Source organism: Nocardia sp. IFM 10818 (genome assembly GCF_054655275.1).
In genome coordinates, this window is the sequence record NZ_BAAHJH010000001.1 from 5748737 (window position 1) to 5771924 (window position 23188).

25 protein-coding genes are annotated in these 23188 nt (G+C 68.8%); 6 read left to right on the forward strand and 19 right to left on the reverse strand.

The features are described 5' to 3' along the window. Positions 1-55: 55 nt before the first annotated feature. Genes ACYQ5L_RS26785 through ACYQ5L_RS26810 form a run of 6 tightly spaced genes read right to left on the reverse strand, consistent with a single transcriptional unit; the run spans position 56 to position 5777 of the window. Positions 56-1060: an ROK family glucokinase gene (locus ACYQ5L_RS26785; protein WP_459961027.1), complete on the reverse strand. Its 1005-nt coding sequence runs from the start codon at positions 1058-1060 to the stop codon at positions 56-58. Further along, positions 1057-2043, reverse strand: coding sequence for a hypothetical protein (locus tag ACYQ5L_RS26790; protein ID WP_459961028.1), 987 nt, complete (start codon positions 2041-2043; stop codon positions 1057-1059). Before ACYQ5L_RS26790 ends, ACYQ5L_RS26785 begins: the two co-directional genes overlap by 4 nt. Beyond that, positions 2040-3680, reverse strand: coding sequence for an ArsA family ATPase (locus ACYQ5L_RS26795; protein WP_459961029.1), 1641 nt, complete (start codon positions 3678-3680; stop codon positions 2040-2042). Before ACYQ5L_RS26795 ends, ACYQ5L_RS26790 begins: the two co-directional genes overlap by 4 nt. 41 nt (positions 3681-3721) lie before the next feature. After that, entirely contained in the window at positions 3722-4159 is a 438-nt protein-coding gene (locus tag ACYQ5L_RS26800) for an SRPBCC family protein (protein ID WP_459961030.1), read from the reverse strand. Between the two features lie 58 nt (positions 4160-4217). Continuing rightward, positions 4218-4604 (reverse strand): polyketide cyclase / dehydrase and lipid transport, encoded by a 387-nt coding sequence (locus tag ACYQ5L_RS26805; RefSeq protein WP_459961031.1) that lies wholly within the window; start codon positions 4602-4604, stop codon positions 4218-4220. A 15-nt stretch (positions 4605-4619) separates the two neighbouring features. Beyond that, complete coding sequence (locus ACYQ5L_RS26810; RefSeq protein WP_459961032.1) at positions 4620-5777, reverse strand: glycosyltransferase family 4 protein; 1158 nt, start codon at positions 5775-5777, stop codon at positions 4620-4622. 254 nt (positions 5778-6031) lie between these two features. On the opposite strand from ACYQ5L_RS26810, the gene ACYQ5L_RS26815 reads away from it, so the two are divergent. Beyond that, complete coding sequence (locus ACYQ5L_RS26815) at positions 6032-6262, forward strand: SRPBCC family protein (RefSeq protein WP_459961033.1); 231 nt, start codon at positions 6032-6034, stop codon at positions 6260-6262. Here the strand turns inward: ACYQ5L_RS26815 and ACYQ5L_RS26820 are convergent. From ACYQ5L_RS26820 to ACYQ5L_RS26830, 3 genes are all read right to left on the reverse strand, one after another. Beyond that, positions 6199-7209, reverse strand: a complete 1011-nt coding sequence (locus ACYQ5L_RS26820) for a hypothetical protein (RefSeq protein ID WP_459961034.1) — start codon at positions 7207-7209, stop codon at positions 6199-6201. The two genes, ACYQ5L_RS26815 and ACYQ5L_RS26820, sit on opposite strands and share 64 nt — an antisense overlap. Positions 7210-7467: 258 nt before the next feature. Next, positions 7468-8529: an NlpC/P60 family protein gene (locus ACYQ5L_RS26825; protein ID WP_459961035.1), complete on the reverse strand. Its 1062-nt coding sequence runs from the start codon at positions 8527-8529 to the stop codon at positions 7468-7470. 145 nt (positions 8530-8674) lie between these two features. Further along, the gene (locus ACYQ5L_RS26830; RefSeq protein ID WP_459961036.1) at positions 8675-9298 is read right to left on the reverse strand and encodes a C40 family peptidase; all 624 of its coding nucleotides are present in this window, start codon (positions 9296-9298) and stop codon (positions 8675-8677) included. A gap of 644 nt (positions 9299-9942) precedes the next feature. Here ACYQ5L_RS26830 and ACYQ5L_RS26835 point away from each other — a divergent pair. Next, positions 9943-11676 carry a DEDD exonuclease domain-containing protein gene (locus ACYQ5L_RS26835; RefSeq protein ID WP_459961037.1) on the forward strand — a complete coding sequence of 578 codons (1734 nt, stop codon included), beginning with the start codon at positions 9943-9945 and terminating at the stop codon, positions 11674-11676. Between the two features lie 29 nt (positions 11677-11705). On the opposite strand, the gene ACYQ5L_RS26840 is transcribed toward ACYQ5L_RS26835, so the two are convergent. The 6 genes from ACYQ5L_RS26840 to ctaE all read right to left on the reverse strand — a co-directional run bounded on the left by ACYQ5L_RS26840 (position 11706) and on the right by ctaE (position 17312). Continuing rightward, positions 11706-11966 (reverse strand): helix-turn-helix domain-containing protein, encoded by a 261-nt coding sequence (locus tag ACYQ5L_RS26840; protein WP_459961038.1) that lies wholly within the window; start codon positions 11964-11966, stop codon positions 11706-11708. 300 nt (positions 11967-12266) lie between these two features. Further along, positions 12267-12866, reverse strand: a complete 600-nt coding sequence (locus ACYQ5L_RS26845) for a Uma2 family endonuclease (RefSeq protein ID WP_459961039.1) — start codon at positions 12864-12866, stop codon at positions 12267-12269. 126 nt (positions 12867-12992) lie between these two features. Then, on the reverse strand, positions 12993-14612 hold the full coding sequence (gene qcrB / locus ACYQ5L_RS26850) for a cytochrome bc1 complex cytochrome b subunit (protein WP_459961040.1): 1620 nt from the start codon (positions 14610-14612) through the stop codon (positions 12993-12995). After that, positions 14609-15763, reverse strand: coding sequence for a cytochrome bc1 complex Rieske iron-sulfur subunit (gene qcrA, locus ACYQ5L_RS26855; protein WP_379203691.1), 1155 nt, complete (start codon positions 15761-15763; stop codon positions 14609-14611). Before qcrA ends, qcrB begins: the two co-directional genes overlap by 4 nt. Then, the gene (gene qcrC / locus ACYQ5L_RS26860; protein WP_459961041.1) at positions 15760-16620 is read right to left on the reverse strand and encodes a cytochrome bc1 complex diheme cytochrome c subunit; all 861 of its coding nucleotides are present in this window, start codon (positions 16618-16620) and stop codon (positions 15760-15762) included. The genes qcrA and qcrC overlap by 4 nt, the downstream gene beginning before the upstream one ends. 80 nt (positions 16621-16700) lie before the next feature. Continuing rightward, entirely contained in the window at positions 16701-17312 is a 612-nt protein-coding gene (ctaE, locus tag ACYQ5L_RS26865; protein WP_459961042.1) for an aa3-type cytochrome oxidase subunit III, read from the reverse strand. Between the two features lie 168 nt (positions 17313-17480). Here ctaE and ACYQ5L_RS26870 point away from each other — a divergent pair, with 168 nt between their 5' ends. The 3 genes from ACYQ5L_RS26870 (at position 17481) to ACYQ5L_RS26880 (ending at position 19486) form a co-directional block, all read left to right on the forward strand. Continuing rightward, on the forward strand, positions 17481-17888 hold the full coding sequence (locus ACYQ5L_RS26870) for a hypothetical protein (protein ID WP_459961043.1): 408 nt from the start codon (positions 17481-17483) through the stop codon (positions 17886-17888). A 136-nt stretch (positions 17889-18024) separates the two neighbouring features. Continuing rightward, on the forward strand, positions 18025-19080 hold the full coding sequence (gene trpD / locus ACYQ5L_RS26875) for an anthranilate phosphoribosyltransferase (RefSeq protein ID WP_459961044.1): 1056 nt from the start codon (positions 18025-18027) through the stop codon (positions 19078-19080). Between the two features lie 121 nt (positions 19081-19201). After that, positions 19202-19486, forward strand: coding sequence for a hypothetical protein (locus ACYQ5L_RS26880; RefSeq protein WP_459961045.1), 285 nt, complete (start codon positions 19202-19204; stop codon positions 19484-19486). A 15-nt stretch (positions 19487-19501) separates the two neighbouring features. On the opposite strand, the gene ACYQ5L_RS26885 is transcribed toward ACYQ5L_RS26880, so the two are convergent. Then, on the reverse strand, positions 19502-19777 hold the full coding sequence (locus tag ACYQ5L_RS26885) for an Lrp/AsnC family transcriptional regulator (protein ID WP_379203680.1): 276 nt from the start codon (positions 19775-19777) through the stop codon (positions 19502-19504). A 210-nt stretch (positions 19778-19987) separates the two neighbouring features. Between ACYQ5L_RS26885 and ACYQ5L_RS26890 the strand changes: the two genes are divergently transcribed. Then, the gene (locus tag ACYQ5L_RS26890; RefSeq protein WP_459961046.1) at positions 19988-20656 is read left to right on the forward strand and encodes a YdcF family protein; all 669 of its coding nucleotides are present in this window, start codon (positions 19988-19990) and stop codon (positions 20654-20656) included. A gap of 106 nt (positions 20657-20762) precedes the next feature. On the opposite strand, the gene ACYQ5L_RS26895 is transcribed toward ACYQ5L_RS26890, so the two are convergent. Genes ACYQ5L_RS26895 through ACYQ5L_RS26905 form a run of 3 tightly spaced genes read right to left on the reverse strand, consistent with a single transcriptional unit; the run spans position 20763 to position 23149 of the window. After that, positions 20763-21221, reverse strand: a complete 459-nt coding sequence (locus ACYQ5L_RS26895) for a MaoC family dehydratase (RefSeq protein WP_459961047.1) — start codon at positions 21219-21221, stop codon at positions 20763-20765. 13 nt (positions 21222-21234) lie between these two features. Further along, positions 21235-21984 (reverse strand): 3-oxoacyl-ACP reductase FabG, encoded by a 750-nt coding sequence (gene fabG / locus ACYQ5L_RS26900; protein ID WP_459961048.1) that lies wholly within the window; start codon positions 21982-21984, stop codon positions 21235-21237. A 13-nt stretch (positions 21985-21997) separates the two neighbouring features. Then, positions 21998-23149, reverse strand: coding sequence for an acyl-CoA dehydrogenase family protein (locus ACYQ5L_RS26905; RefSeq protein WP_459961049.1), 1152 nt, complete (start codon positions 23147-23149; stop codon positions 21998-22000). Positions 23150-23188 lie beyond the last annotated feature (39 nt).

The window sequence follows — 23188 nt, forward strand, 5'->3', positions numbered from 1 at the left end:
GTGCCGACTCTACCGCTGTGACGTTGCGGGAACCAACCGCTGGGGGTGTGGAATGTCACCGGCGCGCCGGTGCGACCGGCACGGCCTCGTGCTGGGCCACGAGCGCCGCCCGCGCGAGTTCGGCCGCGCCGATCATGCCCGCCGCCTCACCGAGCTGCGCGGTGCGAATGCGCGCCAGCCGCCGATGCCGCGCGCCGGTGATCGACGCCGCGTAGTGCTCGCGCGCGTCATCGAGAAACAGTGGGGCCGAAGTGCTCACACCGCCCGCGACGACGATCAGGTCCGGATCGAAGATATCGCTGACGAAGGCCAGCCCGAGCCCGAGCCAGCGCGCGAAATCGGCCAGCACGTCCAGGGCCACCAGATCGCCGTCCTGCGCCGCGCCCGCGACCCGCCGCCCGGTGAGCGAACCCGGATCGCGGCCGGCCTCGCGCGCCAGCACCGTCGACCGCTGCGGATCGGTGGCCAGCATCTCCAGCGCGGTGTCCACCAGAGCGGTTCCGCTGCAGTACCTTTCCCAGCAGCCGCGCTTCCCGCAGGCGCACGGCCGCCCCTGCGGCACCACCTGCAGATGCCCGAGTTCCGGCGCCACGCCGAAGCTGCCGCGATACAGCTGCCCATTGGCCAGTAAAGCCGCCCCGATGCCGGTGCCGATGGCCACCAGCACCACATTGCGCCCGCCGGCCGCGGCGCCGAACCGGTATTCGGCCCACATGGCGGCATTGGCGTCGTGCTCGAGGATCACCGGCAGCCCGAGCCGATCGGTGAGCCGCTGCGCCACCGGCGCGTCCTCCCACGGCAGATGCGGGGCGAACCGCACCGTGGCGCGGTCCTCGTCCACGAATCCGGCCACCGCCAGGCCGACCGCGCCGATGGCGTGCCGCCCGCACAGCTCCCGCACGGTGCGCGCCAGGCAGTCCTCCAGAGCGCGCGCCGACTGCGGCGTCGGCGCGGTCACGGTATCGAGCACCTCGCCCGACCCGTCGACCACGGACGCACGAATATTGGTGCCGCCCACATCGATTCCCACGGTCAGCGGCACCTGTCCACCGCCCCTCATGCCTTGATCGTCACAGTGATGGGGACGTACCCGGATCGCGCCCCCTGTCCGCCGGATCGCCCGCCGCGCCCGGGTGGCTGACTGCCGGGCCGCCGCGCCGTGCCCGGACCGCGCCCGAGCGGATCGGCCTCGCCGTCGTCGCGCACCCCGCCCGGAGGCGGCGTGTCGCCGGACGCCGATGTGCCGGGCGAACCGCCGTCGGCCACACCGCTGCCGGTCGCCGGCATGGCGCCCGACCCCGAAGCACCCCTGGTGGCCGGACCGCTGCCGGTAGCCGAGGGGCCGCCCGAGCCCGAAGCACCGCCGGTGGCGGACTCGCCACCCGAGGCCGGAGTATCGGCCGAGCCCGGTACGCCGCCCCGACCCGGCGCGTCATCGTGTGCGTGCGATTCGCCCCGCATGCCCGCGACGAATCGGGCGAACAAGCCGGCACCGCCTGCTCCCGCGCCGCCGCCGAGGCCCGCGCCGCGGCGGGAACCCGACGCGCCGCGGGACGCGGATTCGCCGGAATCCGCACCGCGCGAGTCCGATTCGTCGCCGGTTCGCGCATCGCCGGATCCGCCGCCCTGCCCTGCCGGATCATCGCCGAAGGCATCTTCACGCATTCCGGGCTCGTCCCCGAGGTGCGTCGAATAGTGTTGCCAGGCATGGTATTCCGGCGATTCGGGATCGAGATCCGGTGGTACGACCGGTTCGACCGGGACGCCAGCGAGGGCCTCGCGCAGCACCGTGACAATGGCGGTGCCGTGGTCGGCGATGGCGGCGACCACATCGTGGTGCTCCCCGCGCACCACCGCGGCCGCGGCGCAGACCGGGCACCAGCTGCAGCTGTCCCAGTTCACGCGGCCGTCGGCGGCGGTGCGGCGCAGCACCGGTTCGACGCGTTCGAGGACGGCCTCGGCGAGCAGCCGCAGCTCCTCGGCGAGCTCCTTGAGATTCTCGTCCGGATGCCCGGCGCGCGGCCGGTCGTGGGAGGTGGTCATTTCGGCCATACCTTCGGATCGGGCCGGAATCGGATCACCAGCTGGTCGCCGTCGAGTTCGGCGGCCTCGACCGTGCACCGCCGCAATACCGGCGCCAGCCGCAGCCGTCGCCGGACCCCGTCCGCTCCCACGATCAAATCGTCCTCCACTCGTCCCAGCTGCAGGGTCGACGGATCGACCACGGGTAGATGCATGCGCATGGCGAACACCGAATGCACGCCCGTCCCGGATTCGAGCCGCACCACCGGCTCCGCAATACCCGTTCCAGGAGTGGACAGCACACCGTCCGCATCTGAGCCAAGCATAGGTACAGGTCGCTGTCCCACCCAGTCACCACTCGCGTCGACCGCGTAACTCAGCGTCTCCAGCGCGCCGAGCCCCACCGGTTCGGGGCCGGTATGGCCGACGACCTGCACCGGCACATCGCTCATCCGCTTGCGCAGTTCCGCCACCACGGCCAGCTGCTCGGCACGCCGGTTGCAGTACCACTGCACCGCGGGATGCGGCGGCGCCACCGCGACGGTCGACGGCGCGAAAGGGTCCGGCGCATCCGAACCGAAGAGCGCAGCGGCGGGGTTCGACGCCGCGGGGCGTCGGGGTTCACGCGGCCCGTACGACGCCTGCGCAGTGCGCGGTGCGGCGGTCGCGGCTGGTCCCGATCCATAGGGCGCACCCGGGCCGCCGGGCGCCGCAGCCCCATAGTCCTGGCCAACGGCACGGACCGAGGCGGGATCTCGCGCGTCATCGGACAGACCGAACTCGGGCCGAGCCGGGGTTTCCTGACCCACCGGAGGCCCGAACGGGCCGCGGCCTCGCGCTTCTTCGGCGATGCCGTGCGGTGCGGCCGGATCGGGCGGCCGGGTGTCGTGTGGCGCTCCGGAATCTTTGGGTCCGGGCATTTCCGGAAGGACCTTGTTGACCAGTACCGCGTCCAAGCGCAGGCCCAGCAGGGCGGCGGCCGAGCGGACGCGGGCCGATTCGGCGATGGCGACGTGTTCGGGGGCGGTGACCAGGCGGGCGCCGGTGCGGGAGTGATCGGCGAGGAGGTCGCGGGCCTTCGAGATGGCGGCGACGATCTCCTGGACGGTGACCGCGAGGACGGCGCGGCGGAAGTCGAGGCCGCCGGCGGTCAGGGCGCGGGAGTGTTCGGGCCAGACGCGGTCCAGGTAACCCAGCACGGTGCCGGGGGCGGTGATGATGCGGAGCATATCGGCCGAGGGCGGGCAGTCCAGGACGATGACGTCCCACTGGCCGCCGTCGGCGAAGTCGGTGATCTCCAGCAGCGCCAGGATTTCCTGCACGCCGGGCAGGCCGGTCAGTTCGGCGGGATCCAGTGCGCCCAGGTCGAATCCGTGCTCGTGGCCGGAGCCGGAGAGCATGATCGCCAGCTGGCGGAAGCGGTTCTCCAGCAGCGCAAGGGAATCCACCTCGATCACATCGAGGAAGGGCTGCACCTTCGCCACGGCGGGCGCGGCGCCCGGCTCGTGGCGGAAGCGGAATCCCAGTGCGTCGCCGAGGGAATGGGCCTGGTCCAGGGAGGCGAGCAGCACCTTTTGCCCGGAGCGCGCGTAGGCCAGCGCCGTCGCGCAGGCCAGCGTCGTCTTGCCCACCCCGCCCTTGCCGACGAACAATTCCACGCGGGTGGTCGGCCGCGCCGGGCGACCGGTCGTGCTCGTGGTCAGCCTTCGACCCGTTTCTTGAGTTCCTTGAGGGCCGTATCGGTGATGACCTTCTCGGCCTTGCGTTTGAACATGCCGATCATGGGGATGTTCAGGTCCACCGTCAACTCGTAGACCACCTGGGTGGTGCCGTCGGACAGCGCGATGAGTTCGTAGGTGCCGTCCTGCGCCTTCTGCAGATCACCGCTGACCAGGGTCCAGCTGACGGCCTTGCCGTCGGGACGCCAGGTGTAGGCGAGCGTGTAGGTGTCCTTCACCACTCCGGCGTCGAGGACGAATCGCGCGGTGCGGGCGCGGCCGTCGGGATACTTGTCGACGACTTCGACCGAGCGGGCCGCGGCGACCCATTCCGGATACGACTCCAGGTCTGCGATGACGGCCATCACTCGATCCGAGGGGGCGTCGATCACGATCGACCGTTGAGTGCGATCGGCCATGGGTGCCAACGCTTCCTTTCCTAGGCGCAGAGGGTGCAGCCGATGACGGCGAATACGGCTACCGCGCGGCGGGTGCGACGCCGGCCTTGCGACCGGCCTCCAGACGGGCCTTCACCTCGAAGGACATCTTCTTGCCGGCGACGCGGCGGGCCCGGTTGGCGGCCATCAGGTCGCGCACCGACATGCGTTCCGGGCCCTGCGGTTCGGCGTGCATGAAGTAGTGCAGGATGACCCCGTCCAGCATGGGCTCCAGCCACACCTCCATGGTGCCGTTCACGGGTCCGCTGACGGTCCAGCGAATTCCCTTGTCGGCCCGGTCCTCCCGCACGCTGAGTTGCAGATCCGGCCACCAGGACTTCCAGCGGGCACGATCTGCCAGCAATTCGCCGACGGCCGAGCCGGGCGCGGCGACGAAGGTCTGGTCGGCAACCTGGATACTGCTCACGCGGCTGAGCCTAGCTCAGAGTGCGTCACGACTCGATCGCACGTTCGTATCCAGCAGTTCCCGCAGCCGCGCGCCCATCCGGTCCCAGCGCCACTGCTGCTGCACCCAGGCGCGGCCGGCTTCGCCCATGCGAGCGGCGGCATCGCGGTCGGCGAGGATGTCGGCGATGGCGTCGGTGATCTGCGCGACCGAGCGGCCGTTGACGACCCGGCCGGTCTCGCCTTCCTTGACCGTCTCGGGCGCGCCGCCCGAATTGCCCGCCACCACCGGCACACCGGAGGCGGAGGCCTCCAGATAGACGATGCCGAGACCCTCGACGTCCAAGCCGAAACCGCGGGTGCGGCAGGGCATGGCGAAGACATCGGCGAGGGTGTGGTGGGCGGCCAGCTCCTGCGACGGCACGCGCCCGGTGAAGACGACATCATCGGTGACGCCCAGGGCCTCGGCGAGCTGGTGCAGCTTCTGCTCGTACGGCCCGCCGCCCGCGATCACCAGCACCGCGCCGTCGACGCGTTTGCGAATCTCCGGCATGGCCATGATCAGCATGTCCTGCCCCTTGCGCGGCACCAGCCGCGATAGGCACAGAATCGTGGGCCGATCCCCCAGCCCGTACCGTTCTCGCAGCTCGGCCCGCGCCGCCGGATCCGGCTTGAACACCTCGGAATCCACGGCGGGCGGCAGGTATTCGAGCGCGGCCTGCGCCCCGAACGCCGCCGAGAACCGCCGCCGCGTGTACTTGCTGACGTAGGTGACCACATCGGTGTTGTCCCCGATCACCCGCAGGGCCTGCCGCGCGCCCGGCAGCATCGACCATCCCACCTCGTGCCCGTGCGTCGACGCCACGATGCGCTCGGCCCCCGCCTTGCGCAGCAGCGGTGACATCAGGGCCAGCGGCGCCGCCGCCCCGAACCACACCCGATCGCACTGTTCGTCCCGCAGCAGCTTCGCCGCCCGCCGCAGCACGAGCGGCGTGGGCAGCATCAATGTGGTCGGATGCCGCACCACCTGAAACGGCTGCTCGGCATCGAACTTCCAGTGCGAATCCCCCCGCCACCGCGGCGCGTAGACCACCAGCTCATCCGGCGGCAACTGCATGGCCAACGCATGCAGATAGGACTGGATACCTCCCGGTCGCGGCGGGAAATCATTGGTAACCAGCAGAGTTCGCCCCATGCCCCAAACCTACTGCACCCCGCCTCACGGGAACGGCACGGGCACATCCGGTAGCCGGCCGCCGTCGCGGCCGAGCAGGCCGGCGGATGCGCCCGCGCCGCGGTCTCGACCAGCCCGATCACCTCGGTGATCAACACCTCGTCCAGCGCGTCGCGGAACGTGCCGAGATCGAGTTCTATGGCAGCCAGCGCGAGGGCCGCACCTTGGCGAGCCGATGATCGAGATGTTCGCCGAGGAACGGATCGACCGGCCAGGTGTGGGCCCTGCTCGCCGACTACGGCAACGACCCGCGCTGGCGGCGCGGGGTGCGCACGATGGATCCCCGCCCCGCCGGCCTCGTCGCGGTCGGCGCGCGCACCGCCGAGGAACCCCGGTTCGCCGGGCGCGCGTATGACAACGACGGCGAGGTCGTCGAGGTTGCTCAGGCGCCCTCGGTGGTACGGCTGGTGATCCAGGCCCGCCAGTCGGTGAGCAACGTCCGGTAATCGGTGCCGAGAGTCTCCCGGAGCAGGGTGTCGGTGGCGGGCCGGTCCTTCGGGCCGGTGGCCAGCTGCCGGTAGAGGGTGACCAGTTTCGGTTCGCCGAAGCGGTCGGCGATGAAGGCGCAGGCCGACCACGCCTGTTCGTAGGCGGCGGCCGCTTCGCCGCTGGCGGGTTCGAAGAGCGCGTCGGCGGGCAGGTCTGCGGGAAGGTTGCCGGCGCGGGCCCGGGTGGTGAGGGCGGGGGCGATGTCGGCGATCGGGCGGTGGGCCCCGCGGTGCGCGGAGTACTCGGCGAAGCCCTCGAGCATCCACTGCGGCGAGCCGTCCACGGTGACCGCGCGGGCGGCAATGTGGGTGAGTTCGTGGCGGAGCACCGATTTCAACCCCTCCGCGCCGAGACGGCGACCCGCTTCGGGGCCGAAGACGACGCGCTGGCCGGTGGGCCGAGCGCCCGGGTGGAAGGCGTCGGACACCGTGGAGGCGGCGACCTCGGCCGGGACCAGATCGGTGGAGTTGGTGAGGGCGGCGAATTCGGCGGGGCCGGAGGCGACGACCACAACCGGGGCCTGCGACCAATCGGTCCCCCACAACGAGCTGACCGCCAGTGTCGCGGAGGCGAGTTCGCTCGAAAGGATGTCGATATCGTGCTGGCGGGCCGGATGTCCGAGGACGATGCCGACCTTTCCGGCGCCGGTCGCCACCGGCTCGGCGACCACCTTGCCGTAGGAGTCCATGACGTGGTGCAGCTTGGCGACCTGCGGATCCGAGGCGTTCAGGGCGCTGGTGTCGCTACCCGGAACCACCGCCCGAATCTTCGGCAGCACCGAATTGGGCACCATGAGCAGGGCGCCGCAGGCGGCGGTCAGAGCGGCCACCATGGCCACGGTGAGGCAGAACTGGAATCGGCGCTTGGCCGCCAGCCAGCCGCGCACCTGCCGCAGCGCGCTCATCGCGGGCTCGCCGGGTGCATCGGGGCTCGGTTCGGCACGAGTGCGAACCCTACGCGGTCGCACCGGCGGTCTTCGCGACCTCCCGGTCCGCCGGGACCGCCCGTGCACGAGAGCGGCGACGGCGGCGCTATTCGGTTACGCAAGACTGCCTCCTCCGTGCGCACCGCGTCGTGGCGGCTGGGGTCGTGCGAGCAGCGGCGGAGCGGGCGTGGTTCGCACGCTTCCCTCCTCCGGCCCTGGCCACTGACATCGGCCGGATCAGTACCGTCGCGCCGAGTGGAACGGGGTGGATCCCATCGGCGCGACCTGCACGGGAACGCCGAAGGTCGAGGCGTGCAACATCAGGCCGTTGCCGGCGTAGATGCCCACGTGCGACACCTCGGGATAGAAGAAGACGACATCGCCGGGCTGCAAATCGTTCTGCGAGACCGGGGTACCGAAATTCGACTGCTGCTGGCTGGTGCGCGGCACGCTCTTGCCGACCTGTTTGAACGCCCACTGCACGAGACCGGAGCAGTCGAACTGGTCGGGGCCGGTCGCGCCCCAGACATACGGGTCGCCGATGCGGGTGAGCCCGGCGGCCAGGGCGCTGGTGCCGCTGCCGGGGACGAGGCCGCGCAGCAGGGTCTCGCTGTCGAAGCCGGGCGGGAAGGCCGATCCGGCCAGGGCGGCCTTGTCGCCGGCCGATAGCTGGCCCCAGGCGGCGACCACGCCGGCAATGGAGCCCTGCAATTCGGCGCGCTTGTGTTCGAGGTCGGTGCGCAGCGCGTCGGCGGCCGCGCTGGCGGCCTGGGCCGCGTCCGCGGCGGTGCGGGCGGTGGCTTCGGCGGCGGCGGCCGCGTCACTGGCCTGTTTGTATTGGCTCAGTTGATCATTCGTGCGCGCGCCGACCAGGTCCACGATGGACATCTGATCCAGCAGCTGCTGCGGCGAACTGCTGACCAGCAGCGAGGTGAGGCGGTTGGTGCGGCCGGAGAGCAGGGCGGAGGTGGCGGCGCGGTCGATGGCCGGGCGGAAGCGGTCGATCTCGGCGCGGGCGGCGGTGAGCACGCCGGCGGCGTCCACGGCCACCTGGTGCGCGGCCTGCGCCGCGGCGATCTTGTTGTCCAGATCGATCTGGGCGTTGAGCGCCTGCTGGTTGAGCTGTTCGGAGGCCCGCGACAGGTCCATGAGTCGCTGCACCGCTTCCCCGGCTGTCGCCGGTGCGGCGACCGGGTCGGCGGTCGCGGGTCCGATGCCGTAGGAGCCGATCATGATGGCCCCTACCGCGAGTGCCCCACCCACCAGTCGTTTCGTGCGATACACCTGATGCGCTGCCACCGTTGGCTGTGTCCCGTTCTCTTGCCCCGAGCTGGAAAGGAAGGTCTCGAACAGATTACGAAACGGCGACCGCTGATGTCCAGTAGGACACGGAATCATTACGGTCGCCGCTTCACTCGCAGGTCAGCGACCTGCGGAGGTCGTATCAGACGCGCACGGCGCCCGCGAACGGCATCGAGGAGATCGGCGCGACCTGGACCGGCTGGCCGGAGGTGGACGCGTGCACGACCTCGCCGTTGCCGACGTACATGCCGGAGTGGCCGCCGCCGTAGAACGACACGATGTCGCCGGGCTGCAGCTGATCCATCGACACCGGGGTGCCGGAATTGAGCTGCTCGTAGCTGGTACGCGGAATGCTCACGCCCGCCTGGGCGTAGGACCACTGCATCAGGCCGGAGCAGTCGAAGGCGTTGGGGCCGGTGGCGCCGTAGACGTACGGCGAGCCGACGCGGCTCAGGGCGGCGTCGACGGCCTGCTGGTGGACATCCACCTGCGGGGCCGGCGCGGGAGCGCCCGGGGTCTCGACGCCCGGGATGGCCGGGATCTGCACCGGAAGCGATTCCGGGACACCGGGAATGCCGGCGGGGAGCTGGATCTGGTCCGGCACCTCGAAGGTGCCGACGCCGGGAATGGTCACCGGCTGCGCCGATGCGGGTGCGGCGGGCAGCAGCAGCGCGCTCAGCGTGGCAGCGCCGACGGCTCCGGCCGCGACGGCCCGCTGCGCACCGCGCTGCATGCCCCGGACCTGTCGCTTGACGGTGTTGCTCATGGTGAGGAACTTCCAATCTGCCCCGCGACGCCGCACCGGTTTGGTGGGTCGGACTCCGCGAGGTCTCAGGAAGATTACGAGCACATAACGGTGGCTTGTAAAGCCGCGACCAACGTTCGGCAGCTCGAAATTGTTAGCAGTCACCATTCCGGTGCGATAAAAGTCACAGCAATCACGAAACGATAACTGTGATCGTTTTTCCGGGAGCGTCCGAGCCGCTACCCACGGGTAGTGAAGGCGCCCGAAAAGCCCCTCCTTACAGGAGGGATACGGCATAACAGCAGGTCAGAGCCCGACGCCATGACCTGGGCGGACGCCACGCCGATGCGCGACGCGCCCGACCGCGTGATAGCGACGCAGCATCCCCGCCAAGCCGCCGCGGACCAACCGGCCCGTCGCCCGAAATTCATGCGCGAAATGAATTAGTGTGACCCTGGTCACAAAGGCGCATATTTGCGCAATTCGGGGATTTCATCTCGAGAAGCTCGAGGGGAAATTCAGACATTTCACCGGTTCGGAATTGTATTGGCACGCAGCTGATTCGGAGCATTTCGGGCCATATGCGCAGGTAGGGCGTCCAGGCCCCTAGCACGGGTAGCTGATCGCATCCTGAGTGTCGTACCCCCGGCCTACGCTTGGTGCCCGTGTCCGGACAGCTGGCCTTCGACGAACTCGAAACACCGCTCTACGACACGACGTTCGTGGTCGTCGACCTCGAAACCACTGGTACGAGCCCCGACGGCGACGCCATTACCGAGATCGGCGCGGTCAAGGTGCGCGGCGGCGAGGTGCTCGGCGAGTTCGCCACCCTGATCAATCCCGGCCGGTCGATCCCCCCGCAGGTCGTCCAGATCACCGGCATCACCACCGCCATGGTCTACGACGCCCCGCGCATCGAGCAGGTGCTGCCCGGATTCCTGGAGTTCGCCTCGGGCGCCGTCCTGGTCGCGCACAACGCCCGCTTCGATATGGGCTTCCTGCGCGCCGCCGCGACCCGTTGCGAGCTGCCCTGGCCCGCCTTCCAGGTGCTGTGCACCGTCCAGCTGGCCCGCCGCGTCCTCGGCAAGGACGAGGCGCCCTCGGCGCGGCTGTCCTTCCTGGCCGAACTCCTCGGCGCGGAAACCCGCCCCACCCACCGCGCCCTCGACGATGCCCGCGCCACCGTGGACGTCCTGCACGCCCTCATCGCCCGCGTGGGCAATCAGGGCGTGCACAGTCTCACCGAGCTCATGGACTACCTCCCCGAGGTCACCCGCCGCCAGCGCGCCAAACGCGTGATGGCCGCGGACCTCCCGTCCACCCCCGGCGTCTACCTCTTCCGCGGCCCCTCCGACGAGGTCCTCTACATCGGCACCGCGGTCAACCTCCGCCGCCGCGTCCGCACGTACTTCACCGGCTCCGACACCCGCCCGCGCATGCGCGAAATGGTCCAGCTGGCAACCCGCGTCGACCACGTCGAGTGCTCCCATGCCCTCGAGGCCGGCGTCCGCGAACTCCGCCTGCTCCTCGCGCACACCCCGCCCTACAACCGCCGCTCCAAATTCCCCCAGCGCGCCTGGTGGCTCACCCTCACCGACGAGCCCTTCCCCCGCTTCGCCGTCTCCCGCACCCCCACCCGCGATTGCCTGGGCCCCTTCGCCTCCCGCACCGACGCCCAGGAGATCGCCGCCACCATCGCCGATCACTCCGGCCTCCGCACCTGCACCACCCGTATCCCCAGAACCGGCCACCACGATTGCCGGCCCGCCATAGTCGGCGGTTGCCCCGCAGCCGCCCAAAACAGCCCCCTATATATAAAGGAATACGCACCGGCCCCCGAAGCGGTCCGCGCCTTGTTCTCCGGAAGCTCCGGCGCGATCCTCCACACCATGGTGGATCGAATCGAATCGCACTCCACCGCAGAACATTTCGAGGCCGCCGCCCGCCTCCGCGATCGCACCATCACCGTCGTCCGCGCCCTGCGCCGCACCCAACGCCTCACCGCTCTCGCCCGCATCCCCGAACTGATAGCTGCCCACCCCGACGGCGCCGGTGGCTGGCAGTTCGCGGTCATCCGCCACGCCCACCTCGCCGCCGCCGGCACCGCCCCCCGAGGCATCTCCCCCATGGCCGTCGTAGACCGCCTCGCCGCCTCCGCCGAAACCGTCATCCCACCCCGCCTCACCACCCCCACCCCGAACGACGAATCCCCCTATCCCCCACTACACGGCGCCCTCCCCGAAGAAGCCGGCCTCCTCGTCCGCTGGCTCGAACAGCCCGGCACCCGAATCGTCCGCACGACCGACGGCTATCACGAACCGCGGCTCGGAGCGGGCTCATGGCTGGCCTGGCTGGAGCGTGCCGAAGCCGCCGCAGCGGCGCAATCGGACCTCCGATAGCGGACGCACCGAGCGGATCGGAATCACGCCTACCTGTCGATGTCGTGGCGGCGCGTGGGCGGATGGCCGTGCCAGCGGTGGTGGGCGTGGGTGAGGGCGGCGGTGTCGGCGTAGCCGAGGCGGCGGGAGACGGCTTCGACCGTGAGGCCCAGGTCCAGGAGTTCGGCGGCGAGCTCCTGACGAATGCGGTCGACCAGAGCACGAAAGTTGGTGTGCTCCTCAGCTAGTCGGCGATGCAACGTGCGGCCGATCGAGTTGCCCCTCGCCACCGCCGAGGGCAGCCCGGACATCGCGGGTGACTACGAGGGATTGAGCGCCACCGATACCGCCTGGCCGAGCCGGCATTTCCTGGGTGATCCCGCCGAGACATGGGTCGGCGAGGGCGAGCTGATGGTGCTCGGCTGCAACTGCGGAGTCGGCGGATGCTGGCCACTGCTCGCACAGCTGGAACTGACCTCGGAAACCGTGGTGTGGCGCGATTTCCGCAATGGCCACCGGGATTGGGACTCTCGGCGCTCGGCTCCTTCGTGTTCGACCGCCCCCAGTACGAGGCCGCGCTCGCCCGCACGCAGCGGCGCTAACGGATTCAGCTATTCCTGTTCCAGGATGTCGAAAGGGATGGTCGCTTCGACAGGCTCATCGAGCAACAACACCCGCCGATGTACGGTGTGCGCGCGGTACCGGCGACCGGACCAGTCGAGGCGGTATTCCTCGATCTCCTCGATCCGTTCTTCCTTCTGATCCAACCGAACGATGAGGTAACGAGGAATCCCCGCCGTCGCGTACTGGATTCGCTTATCCGTGATGTCGGTATCGATCGTCGACTCGGAGGTCACCTCCACCACCAGCAGGATGTGATCTCGGACCGTGTTGACCTCGTACGGCTCGCAGTCTCGAATCCAGATGTCGGGGTAGCGGATGTTCAATCGCCGATCCGCTGCCGCGGACTCGGCATCGGCGAACCGCGCGGCGACATCGGAATCCACCACCATGCATGGCCCGCCTGAACGGCGCGCCGCCTCCAATAAGCCGGCCAGCCGCCTTACCACCCGGCTATGCAATCGGCTCTGGGCCATCAGCCGCACGACACGCCCGTCCACGATCTCGATATCGCCGAGTTCGGCTGCCGCACCGTCAGCGAATTCCTCGGCTGTCAGGTGCAGTTCGTCGTGCTCGTCGGGAGCGCTCATACCTCACATCATTGCAGGCCGGATAGCACACGACCACTGTGGCAACGGCCCCGATGCCGTTTGGCTGGAACGGGGAAGGCCCCGAGTCGTATTCGACTCGGGGCCTTCCCGTGTGACGGACCACTATCAGTGGCTGTGCTTGCCTGCTCCGCTGTCCTGGGCGGCTTCCAGGGCGGCGAGCATGTCGTGCTCTTCCTTGTGGGCGAGTTCGGCGTTCTGCTCGACCTCGGTGGGCGGGTCGGCCCGGAGGAATGAGCCGGAGCCGGGCTTGCCGGCCGAGCCCAGCTTGGACATCTTCTTGGGCACCGGGGCGCCCTGGTACTCCAGCGGGATCGGGTGGCCGTGCGAGTCGACCGGGCCGAGGGGCTGGTGCACCTCGATGTACTCACCGTGCGGCAGGCGCTTGATGACACCGGTCTCGACGCCGTGCTCGAGCACCGCGCGGTCGCTGCGCTGCAGGCCGATGCAGAAGCGGTAGGCCACGAAATACGCGAGCGGCGGGGCGACGAGCAGCGCGATGCGGAAGAACCAGGTCGTCGCGTTCAGCGAGATCGAGAACTTCAGCGCGATGATGTCGTTGACGCAGGCCAGGGTCAGCACCAGGTAGAAGGCGATCGACATGGCGCCGATGGCCGTCCGGACCGGCACGTCGCGCGGACGCTGCAGCAGGTTGTGCCGGGCGTCGTCGCCGGTGAGCTTCTTCTCGATCCACGGGTAGGCGATCAGGACGGTGAAGACCAGGCCCATGATGAGCGCCACCCAGAACACGGCCGGAACCGTGTAGCGGCCCAGGTAGAGCTCCCACGGCGGCATGAGGCGCGCCATGCCGTCGGTCCACATCATGTAGAAGTCCGGCTGCGAGCCCGCGGAGACCTGAGACGGGTTGTAGGGACCCAGGTTCCAGATCGGGTTGATCTGCAGCACGCCGCCCATCATGGCGATGACGCCGAGGGTGAAGGCGAAGAACGCACCCTGGTCGGCGGCGAACACCGGCACGATGCGGGCGCCCACCACATTGGTTTCCTTGCGGCCCGGACCGGGGAACTGGGTGTGCTTCTGGTACCAGACGATCGCCACATGCGCCGCGATGAGCGCCAGCATGATGCCCGGGAAGAGCAGCACGTGCGCGATGTACAGGCGCGGGATGATGATCGTGCCCGGGAAGTCACCGCCGAACATGAGCCAGTGAATCCAGGTGCCCACCACCGGAACACCGATGGTGATGCCCGAGAAGGCCGCGCGCAGACCGGTACCGGAGAGCAGGTCGTCCGGCAGCGAGTAACCGAAGAAGCCCTCGAACATGGCCAGGATGAGCAGCAGCGAGCCGATCACCCAGTTCGCCTCACGCGGCTTGCGGAACGCGCCGGTGAAGAAGATGCGGAACAGGTGGATGATGATCGACGCCGCGAACAGCAGCGCCGCCCAGTGGTGCACCTGGCGCACGAACAGGCCGCCGCGCACCTCGAAGGAGATGTTCAGCGCGGTCTCGTACGCCTTCGACATGGTCACGCCGCGCAGGGGCTGGTAGGCGCCCTGGTAGACGGTCTCCGACATGGAGGGGTCGAAGTACAGCGTCAGGTACACACCCGACAGCAGCAGGATGATGAAGCAGTACAGCGCGATCTCACCGAGCAGGAACGACCAGTGGGTCGGGAAGACCTTGTTGATCGACCGCTTCACGAACGCCGCGGCGTGGTACCGCTCGTCGATCTCGTTGGCCTGTGCGGCCGCTTTGCTAGGGCTCATGAACGACGCTCCCAGAAGGCCGGGCCGAGGGGCTCGATGAAGTCGTGTACGGCTACCAGGTAGCCCTCGGCGTTGACGGTGATCGGCAGCTGCGGCAGCGCGCGAGCGGCGGGACCGAAGACCGGCTTACCCCATTCGGTCGCGAGGAACTGCGACTGGTGGCAGGGGCAGAGGATCCGGTTGGTCTGCTGCTCGAACAGCGAGGTGGGGCAGCCCAGGTGGGTGCAGATCTTCGAGTAGGCGAAGTAGTCGCCGTAGTTGAAGCTCTCCTGGCCCTTGCGCTTGATGGCCTTCTCGGCATCCTCGGTCCGCAGGCGGATCAGCATGACCGCGTTGCGGATACCGCGCAGCGACTGGAAGGTCGCGTGCTCGTCGCCGCGCCACTCTTCCTTCCAGGGGAAGACGGTTTCCATCGCGCCGGCGTCGAGATCCTCCGGGCGCACCAGGACGATGTCCTCGGGGCGGCCGGTGTCGCGGCGCAGGTAGATGGTCTGGCCCGGGTAGTCCGGGGTCCAGCCGGAGACCCACAGCGGCGACTTGTCGCCCTTGGCCCACGGGTTCTTGACCATGCCGCCGACGAATACGAACAGCGCGCCGACGCCGAGCAGGCCGGCGCCCAGGCCCGCGGTGCGGGTGATCAGCTTGCGGCGGCCCAGCGTGGAGGTGTCCAGCGCGTCGGTCAGCTCGGCGACCAGGGTGCGGCGGTTGGTCTCGGAGGACTTGCCGTCGTGGCGGTCCTGGATGGAGATCTCGGCCGGGATGAACTTCTTGCGGATCAGCACCACGGCAATGCCGATGGCCAGCACCGAGATTCCCAGGGTGAGGCCGTACAGCGGGGTGGTCAGCGTGTAGGCGGCGTTGCCGTCCTCACCGCGGCCCTTGTACTCCCAGGGCCAGAACAGGAACACGCCGATGAGCGCGGCGGCCGCGAGCGCGGAGATGCCGAACCACATCGCCACCTGACGCTCGGCCCGCTTCTCGGCCCGGGTGCCCGGAATCGGCCAGCGCGGCGCGCGGTAGGCGACGTCCACGCCGTCGAGCTCGGTGCCGAGCTTGACGAGCTCGTCGCGCGACATGGCGTCGAGCTGCTCCTCGGTGAGGTTGTCCGGGTTGGGGCTGTCCCCCATCTTCTTAAGCTCCTGTTCGCTCATGACCGGGAACCGATCCACATGGCCGAACCGACCAGTGCCACGATGCCGACCAGCCAGACCGCGAGACCCTCGGTGGCGGGACCGAAACCACCCAGGCCCCAGCCGCCCTCGGACTTGGTCTCCATCCGGTCCTTGATGTAGGCGACGATGTCCTTCTTCTCCTCCGGCGTCAGCTGCCGGTCGGAGAACTTCGGCATGTTCTGCGGGCCGGTGAGCATGGCCAGGTAGATCTGCTGCTCGCTCGCCGGCTCCAGCGGCGGGGCGAACTTACCGGAGGACAGCGCGCCGCCCTTGCCGGTGAAGTTGTGGCAGGACGCGCAGTTCATGCGGAACAGCTCGCCGCCGCGGCCCAGATCTGCGCCCTCGATGAGGGACTCCTGCGCGATCTCGCCATTGGCGTCGCGCACCACGGTCGGACCGCCGCCCTGAGACTGGATGTAGGCGCCGAGGGCATCGGTCTGGTGGGCGTCGAACTTCGGGGGCTTGCGCATGATCTGCGCTTCGTTGCGGACGGCCGGCATACGACCCGAGGACACCTGGAAGTAGACCGCCGCCTCACCGACGCCGATCAGGCTGGGGCCGCGATCCTGGACGCCCTGCAGGTTGGCGCCGTGGCAGGTGACGCAGGAGGTGTCGTAGATCTGCTTGCCCTCGCGGATCAGCGCGGACTCGTCCTGGTTCGCCGTGGCGACCTGCGCCTGCGGAGTCAGGGCGGCGGCCGCGAAGCCGGCTCCGACGAGGCCCATCAGGAGAACCATTGCCCCGGCGAAACGCCGACGCAGGCGGCGCTGCTTGCGCGTCTTGGTGGCCTTGCCGATCCCTTCGGGATCGGGCACTGACGGGGGAGATGAACTCATCTGTGTCCCTTTGGAGTAGACGGAACCGACTTGTACAAGAGTTTGGGCGCCGGCGGCGGGCTGGGCCTCGGCGGTCCGGGCTAGCGGACGAAGTAGATCGTGGCGAAGAGCCCGATCCAGACGATGTCGACGAAGTGCCAGTAGTAGGAGACGACGATCGCCGCGGTGGCCTGGGCCGGGGTGAACTTGCTGAGCGTGGTGCGGATCAGCAGGAACACGAAGGCGATGAGACCGCCGATGACGTGCAGGCCGTGAAAGCCGGTGGTGATGTAGAACACCGAGCCGTACACGCTGGAGGAGATCGAGGTGCCCTCGTGCACGAGGTTGTAGTACTCGTAACCCTGGCCGAGCACGAAGAACGTGCCCATGAGCAGGGTGATGAAGTACCAGCGGCGCAGGCCGAAGACATCACCCTTCTCCGCGGCGAAGACGCCCATCTGGCAGGTGAAGGAGGATGCGACCAGCACGGCGGTCACCGGTACGGCGAGCTTCATGTTCAGCTCGGTCGGCTCCGGCGGCCAGTTGCCATGGGCCTGCGCGCGAGCGACGAAGTACATGGCGAACAGGCCGGCGAAGAACATCAGCTCGCTCGACAGCCAGATGATGGTACCGACGCTGACCATGTTGGGCCGGTTCAGCGAGTGCACACGCTGAGTAATGGCCGATCCTGGGGTCCCTACTGCGGTCGTCACGCCGGTAAGTATGACTTGTCGTAGTACGACAGGAGTAGCCGGGTACGAAACTTCGTCGTTCGTGTCGGAAACCGCAGGGCGAGCGGGCCTCTCGCCGGGGGCCCGGCGTGTCACGGAGCAGCCTAGATTGCCCAGGTAAGAGAATGCTGAGCCGCTGTGGAGGCGACTATGGAAGCGACATCGTGGTGGCGGCGGCTGCGGCGGCGCACCGCGCCAAGGGAACTGGATCCCGGGCGTGGCGATCTGGTGGTGGTGGCGTCGAGTTTCGATGACGCCGAAGCCTGTTCGGCCGCCTTGGCCAGGGCCGATGGGTGGATCGAGGGTGAGCCGGCGGTGCTGCGCCATCACCTGCGTGTACCTGCGGCGCAGGTGAATGCGGTGCAAATCATTGCCGCGCAGGATGGCTATCAGACCAGCTCAGTGGATGAATCCGACCCGGCCCTGCTGATCTTGCATCGAGTGCAACTGCTGGACGCCCTGCACTGTTCGCAGGAGCGCTCGCGCATGGCGGGCCTGGCCCAGCGGCACGACGGCGACGCGCTCGGCTGGGAGGCGCTGCAACCCGGGCCGCTATAACTAGGGGACAAGAAATCGTTGCTCCGCACTAGGCTTGTCCGATAACACCGGCGTAAGGACAATCACGAGTCCGCGGGGGTTCGGGGGCGAAGCCCCTGAGAGTCCCCGAGTTGGGCCGATACGAAAGAGAAGAATCATGGGCGCGCGCAGCTGGAGGGAAATCCTCGGCATCCTCACCGACGGCAAGGGACTGTCCGAGGACGAGGCCGCGTGGGCCATGAACGAGATCTTCACCGATAACGCCACGTCGGCGCAGATCGCGGCATTCGGCGTCGCCATGAAGATGAAGGGCCCGACCCCCACCGAGCTGGCGGGCCTGGCCTCCGGGATGCTCTCGCACGCCCGCCGGGTGCGCTACGACGGCGCGGCCGTGGATATCGTCGGCACCGGCGGTGACCGTTCCGGCACCGTGAACATCTCCACCATGTCCTCGATCGTGGTGGCCGCCACCGGGATTCCCGTGGTCAAGCACGGCAACCGCGCGGCCTCCTCCAAGAGCGGCGGCGCGGATGTGCTGGAGGCGCTGGGCGTGAAGATCGCCCTGGGCCCCGAATCGGTCGCCGAATGCGTGCGGCAGCTGGGCATCGGCTTCTGTTTCGCGCCGGTCTTCCACCCGTCGCTGCGTTTCGCCGGTCCCGCCCGCAGTGAGATCGGCATCCCGACGGTCTTCAATATCCTCGGCCCGCTGACCAATCCGGCCCAGCCCAAGGCGGGTCTCATCGGCTGCGCCTTCGCCGACCTGCTGCCGGTGATCGCGGGCGCGTTCACCGATCGCGGGGCCTCCGCCCTGATCGTGCGCGGCAATGACGGCCTGGACGAGATCACCACCGCCAGCACCACCGACGCCTGGGTGGTGTGTGGCGGGCAACGCTACGAAACCACCATCGACCCAACCAAACTCGGCATCGAGCGGGTCGAGCCCGCCGCCCTGCAGGGCGGCGACGCGGCCATGAACGCCGTGATCGCCCGCAATATGCTGGCCGGCGAGCCCGGCCCGGTCCGGGACGCGGTGCTGCTCAATTCCGCCGCCGCGGTCGTCGCCTTCGAACTGGTCCCCGAGCAGGTGGCCGGCGATATCCACGACAAGCTGGGCGCCGCCCTCGAACGCGTCGCCGCCGCCATCGACACCGGTGCGGCCGCCGACCTGCTCGACCGCTGGGCCGCCCTCACCAACGAGCTCGGCTCGGACTGACCGCTCGACCGGCCGCCGGGCATACCGGGCGGCCGGTTCACTCTCCCCGGGTGGGATACTGACCTCCGCGCCACAGTTTCGGCTCTGATCAGGCAGTTTCCCTCAACCTAGGGAGTACAGCGTGAAGCGATACGGACTGATCCTGCCCGGCCTGCTCACCCTGGCGATCACGCTGGCCGCGCCCGCGGCCGCCGCGCCCGGCACCATCACGGTCAACGGCATGGACTGGGTGGACCCCTCGGGCTGCGTCAATGTCGTTCCCCAGGGCATGAACCTGGAGATCCACAACGACACCTCCGGCGCGGTCACCGTCTACACCCACGCCGACTGCCAGGGTGACGCCACCGGCACGGTCGACCAGGGTTCGACGAACACCTTCTACGGCGCGTCGGTCATGGCGCCCTGACGACCGGCCGACCGGCTACTCGCCGATCGAGAAGCCGGCCTCGACATCCGCGCGCGAGTACGACTTGAACGCGATGTGCGTGTCGGTGCGCACCACGCCCTTGGTCTTGTTGATCCGCCCGGTCACCACCTTGGCGATCTCCTCGTGGTCGCGCACCTTCACGATGGCGATCAGATCCACGTCCCCCGCGCACGAATACACCTCGCCCACACCGTCGATATCGGCCAATTCCTGGGCGGTCTCAGGAATCCGGTCGGACTCGGCGTGGATCAGCACGATCGCGGTAATCATGCGCCCAACTCTAAGTGATCACCGTCCGCCGTACGCCGTCCCCGCCGATCCGACCTGGACAACAGCCCGATAGACCGAGTCCGCCACTCGATTCTCCGGCGGCGACATCTTTTCCGAATTCCTGTACCGGCCGGTAGGCCACGAGTGATCATGAGGGAGCAAGATTGTGAAACATCACGCCTTCAGTGCGTGATTGTCAGGGGGTTTCCAATGCCCGCTCCGTATCCGGCCGTTCCCGCCCTCCGCCACTTCACTCGAAACACCGCCCGATTCGCCGCGCGCACACTGCTGGTGGGCGCCACCGTCACCGTCCTGGCCCTCGGCGCCGCCCCCGCGCACGCCGAACCCGTGAGCCCGGTGGAGGGCATCACCACCGAGGTGATGTCGATGATCAACTCGGTCACCACCTTCCGGCTCCCCGGCCTGGACCTGCCCGCCCTCTTCAGCCCGAAAACCGCCATCGTGGTCCTCGGCTACGGCCTCGAAGACGATGGCGAGATGCGCCCCGAACTCGTCAACCGCCTCTACGCCGGGTACGTCTCGGCGCTGCTCTCCCCCGCCGCCCCGGTCATCGTGACCGGCGGCAATCCGGTCAATGGCATTACCGAAGCCCAGGCCATGGCCGACTGGCTGATCGAGCGCGGTATCGAGGCGCATCGCATCTTCACCGAGACGCAAGCGAATTCGACGGTCCAGAACGCCGCGTTCTCGGCACAGCTGATGGCGGCCATCGGCACGCACACGGCGATTCTCATTACCTCCGCCGATCACATCGCCCGCGCGCTGAGCAATTTCCACGCGGCCGGAATCTCGGTGGTGGCCACCATGACTCCCGATCACACGCCGCTGTCCGCAGAACCGTTCGGCCCCGGCGAGTAAGCGCGCAGACCGAAGTCCCACCCGTCATCCCGGCATGTTTTTGGCCGGGATCCACACCGTCCTGTGGATTCCGGCCAAAAGCACGCCGGAATGACGCGGAGAATCCTCAGGCCAAGTAGCGAGCGAGGCTCTCGGCGACACAGGCGATTCGGGCTTCGCCGTCGATCTCGACCTCGAGGGTGACCTTACGCTCGGCCTGCACGCCGCCGCGGACATCGGTCACCGCGGTCAGTTCGACCCGGGCACGCAGGCGACTGCCGACCGGGACCGGGTTGATGAAGCGAACCTTGTTGAGCCCGTAGTTGATTGCCATGCGCGCGCAGCTGACCGTCGCGACCTGCGCGGTCAGCGGCACCATCAGCGACAGGGTGAGGAACCCGTGCGCGATGGTGCGGCCGTAGGGCCCCGCCGCCGCCCGCTCCCGGTCGACATGGATCCACTGATGGTCGCCGGTGGCCTCGGCGAACCGGTCGATGCGGTCCTGGTCGATGGTGATCCAGTCGCTGACACCGATTTCGGTGCCGACGGCGGCGCGCAGGGCGTCGAAGTCGGTGAAGTCGATCATGGAACGCTCCCGGTCAGAGCCGGCGGCCGCCGTCGACGTAGATGGTCTGGCCGGTGACGAAGGAGGCGTCGGCGGAGACCAGGAAGGAGACCACGTTGGCGATGTCCTCGGGCTTGCCGACGCGGCGCAGCGGGGTGATCTCGGCGGCCTTGGTGCGGAATTCCTCCGGGCTGACGCCGACCCGGGCGGCGGTGGCATCGGTCATCTCGGTGACGATGAAGCCGGGGGCGACGGCATTGACATTGATGCCGTAGGGGCCGAGTTCGATGGCGAGGGTGCGGGTGAAGCCCTGAATGCCCATCTTGGCGGCGGAGTAGTTGGCCTGGCCGCGGCTGCCCAGCGCGGAGACGCTGGAGGTGTTCACGATCTTGCCGGACTTCTGCTTCACCATGTGCCGCTGGGCGGCGCGGCTGCACAGGAACGCGCCCTTGAGGTGCACGTTCATGACGATGTCCCAGTCGTCGGCGGACATCTTGAACAGCAGGTTGTCCCGCAGTACGCCGGCATTGTTGACCAGCACGTCGATCGAACCCAGTTCCGCGGCGACATTGTCGATGGCGGCGTCGACCTGGGCCTCGTCGGTGACATTGCAGCCCACCGCGATGGCCTTGCCGCCGGCGGCGACAATGGCGTCGACGGTGTCCTTGCAGGCGGCCTCGTCGAGATCGGCGACGGCGACGGTGAAGCCGTCGGCGGCCAGCCGGGCCGCGGTGGCGGCGCCGATGCCGCGGGCCGAACCGGTCACGAAGGCAACGTTGGACATGTGAATCTCCTTGTCAGAGGATGGCGTTCACGCCGGTGAGGGCGCGGCCGATGAGCAGTTTCTGGATCTGGCTGGTGCCCTCGTAGAGGGTGAGCACGCGGGCGTCGCGCAGGTATTTGGCGACCGGGTACTCGTCGATGTAGCCGTATCCGCCGAATACTTGGATGGCATTGTTGGCGGCCTGCACCGCGGCCTCGCTGGCGAACAGTTTGGCGACCGAGGCCTCGGTGCCGAACGGCTTGCCGCGCTCGATGAGATCGGCCACCCGCCAGGTGAGCAGGCGCGCGGCCTCCACCTCGACGGCGATATCGGCGAGGAGTTCCTGAACCAGCTGGTAGGAGGCGATGGGCTTGCCGAACTGCTCGCGTTCGGAAGCGTATTTCACCGCGGCCTCCAGGCAGCCGCGGGCGACGCCGACACACCCGGCGGCCACGCCCATGCGGCCCTTGTCGAGGGCGGCCATGGCGATCTTGAAGCCCTGGCCCTCGTCGCCGAGGCGCGCGGAATCGGGAACACGGACCCGATCGAGGACCAGTTCGGCGGTCGCCTGGCCGCGCAGGCCGAGCTTGCCCTTGATCTCGGTGCGCGTGAATCCCGGTGCGTCCGTGGGCACCAGGAAGGCGGTCACGCCCTTGGGGCCGGGACCGCCGGTGCGAGCGAAGACGAGCGCCACATCGGCCCAGGTGCCATTGGTGATGAACATCTTGGTGCCGGTCAGCAGCCAGTCGTCGCCCTCGCGCACGGCCTTGGTGAGGAGGCTCGCGGCATCGGATCCGGTCCCGGGTTCGGTGAGCCCGAAGCAGCCCAGCGCTTCCCCGGAACACAAGCGCGGCAACCATTCCCGCTGCTGCGCCGCGGTGCCGTAGGTCTTGATCGATTTGCCGACCAGCCCGAGCGAGACCGAGACGATGCCGCGCACCGAGCTGTCGCCGCGCCCGAGTTCCTCCAGCACGACGCAGTAGTCCAGGGCGGTGCCGCCGGATCCGCCGTACTCCTCGGGGATCTCGATGCCGAGGAATCCCATGGCGCCGAGTTTGCCCACGATGGCGGTGTCCACCGATTCCGCCCGGTCCCAGGCGGCGGCGTGCGGCACGACCTCTTTGTCCACCCAGTCCCGGGCGAGGTCACGCAGTTCCCGCTGTGCCTCGCCGAGTTCGAAGTCCACGAACGCTCCTAACCGAACGTTGTTAGGTTTATGCTCCGA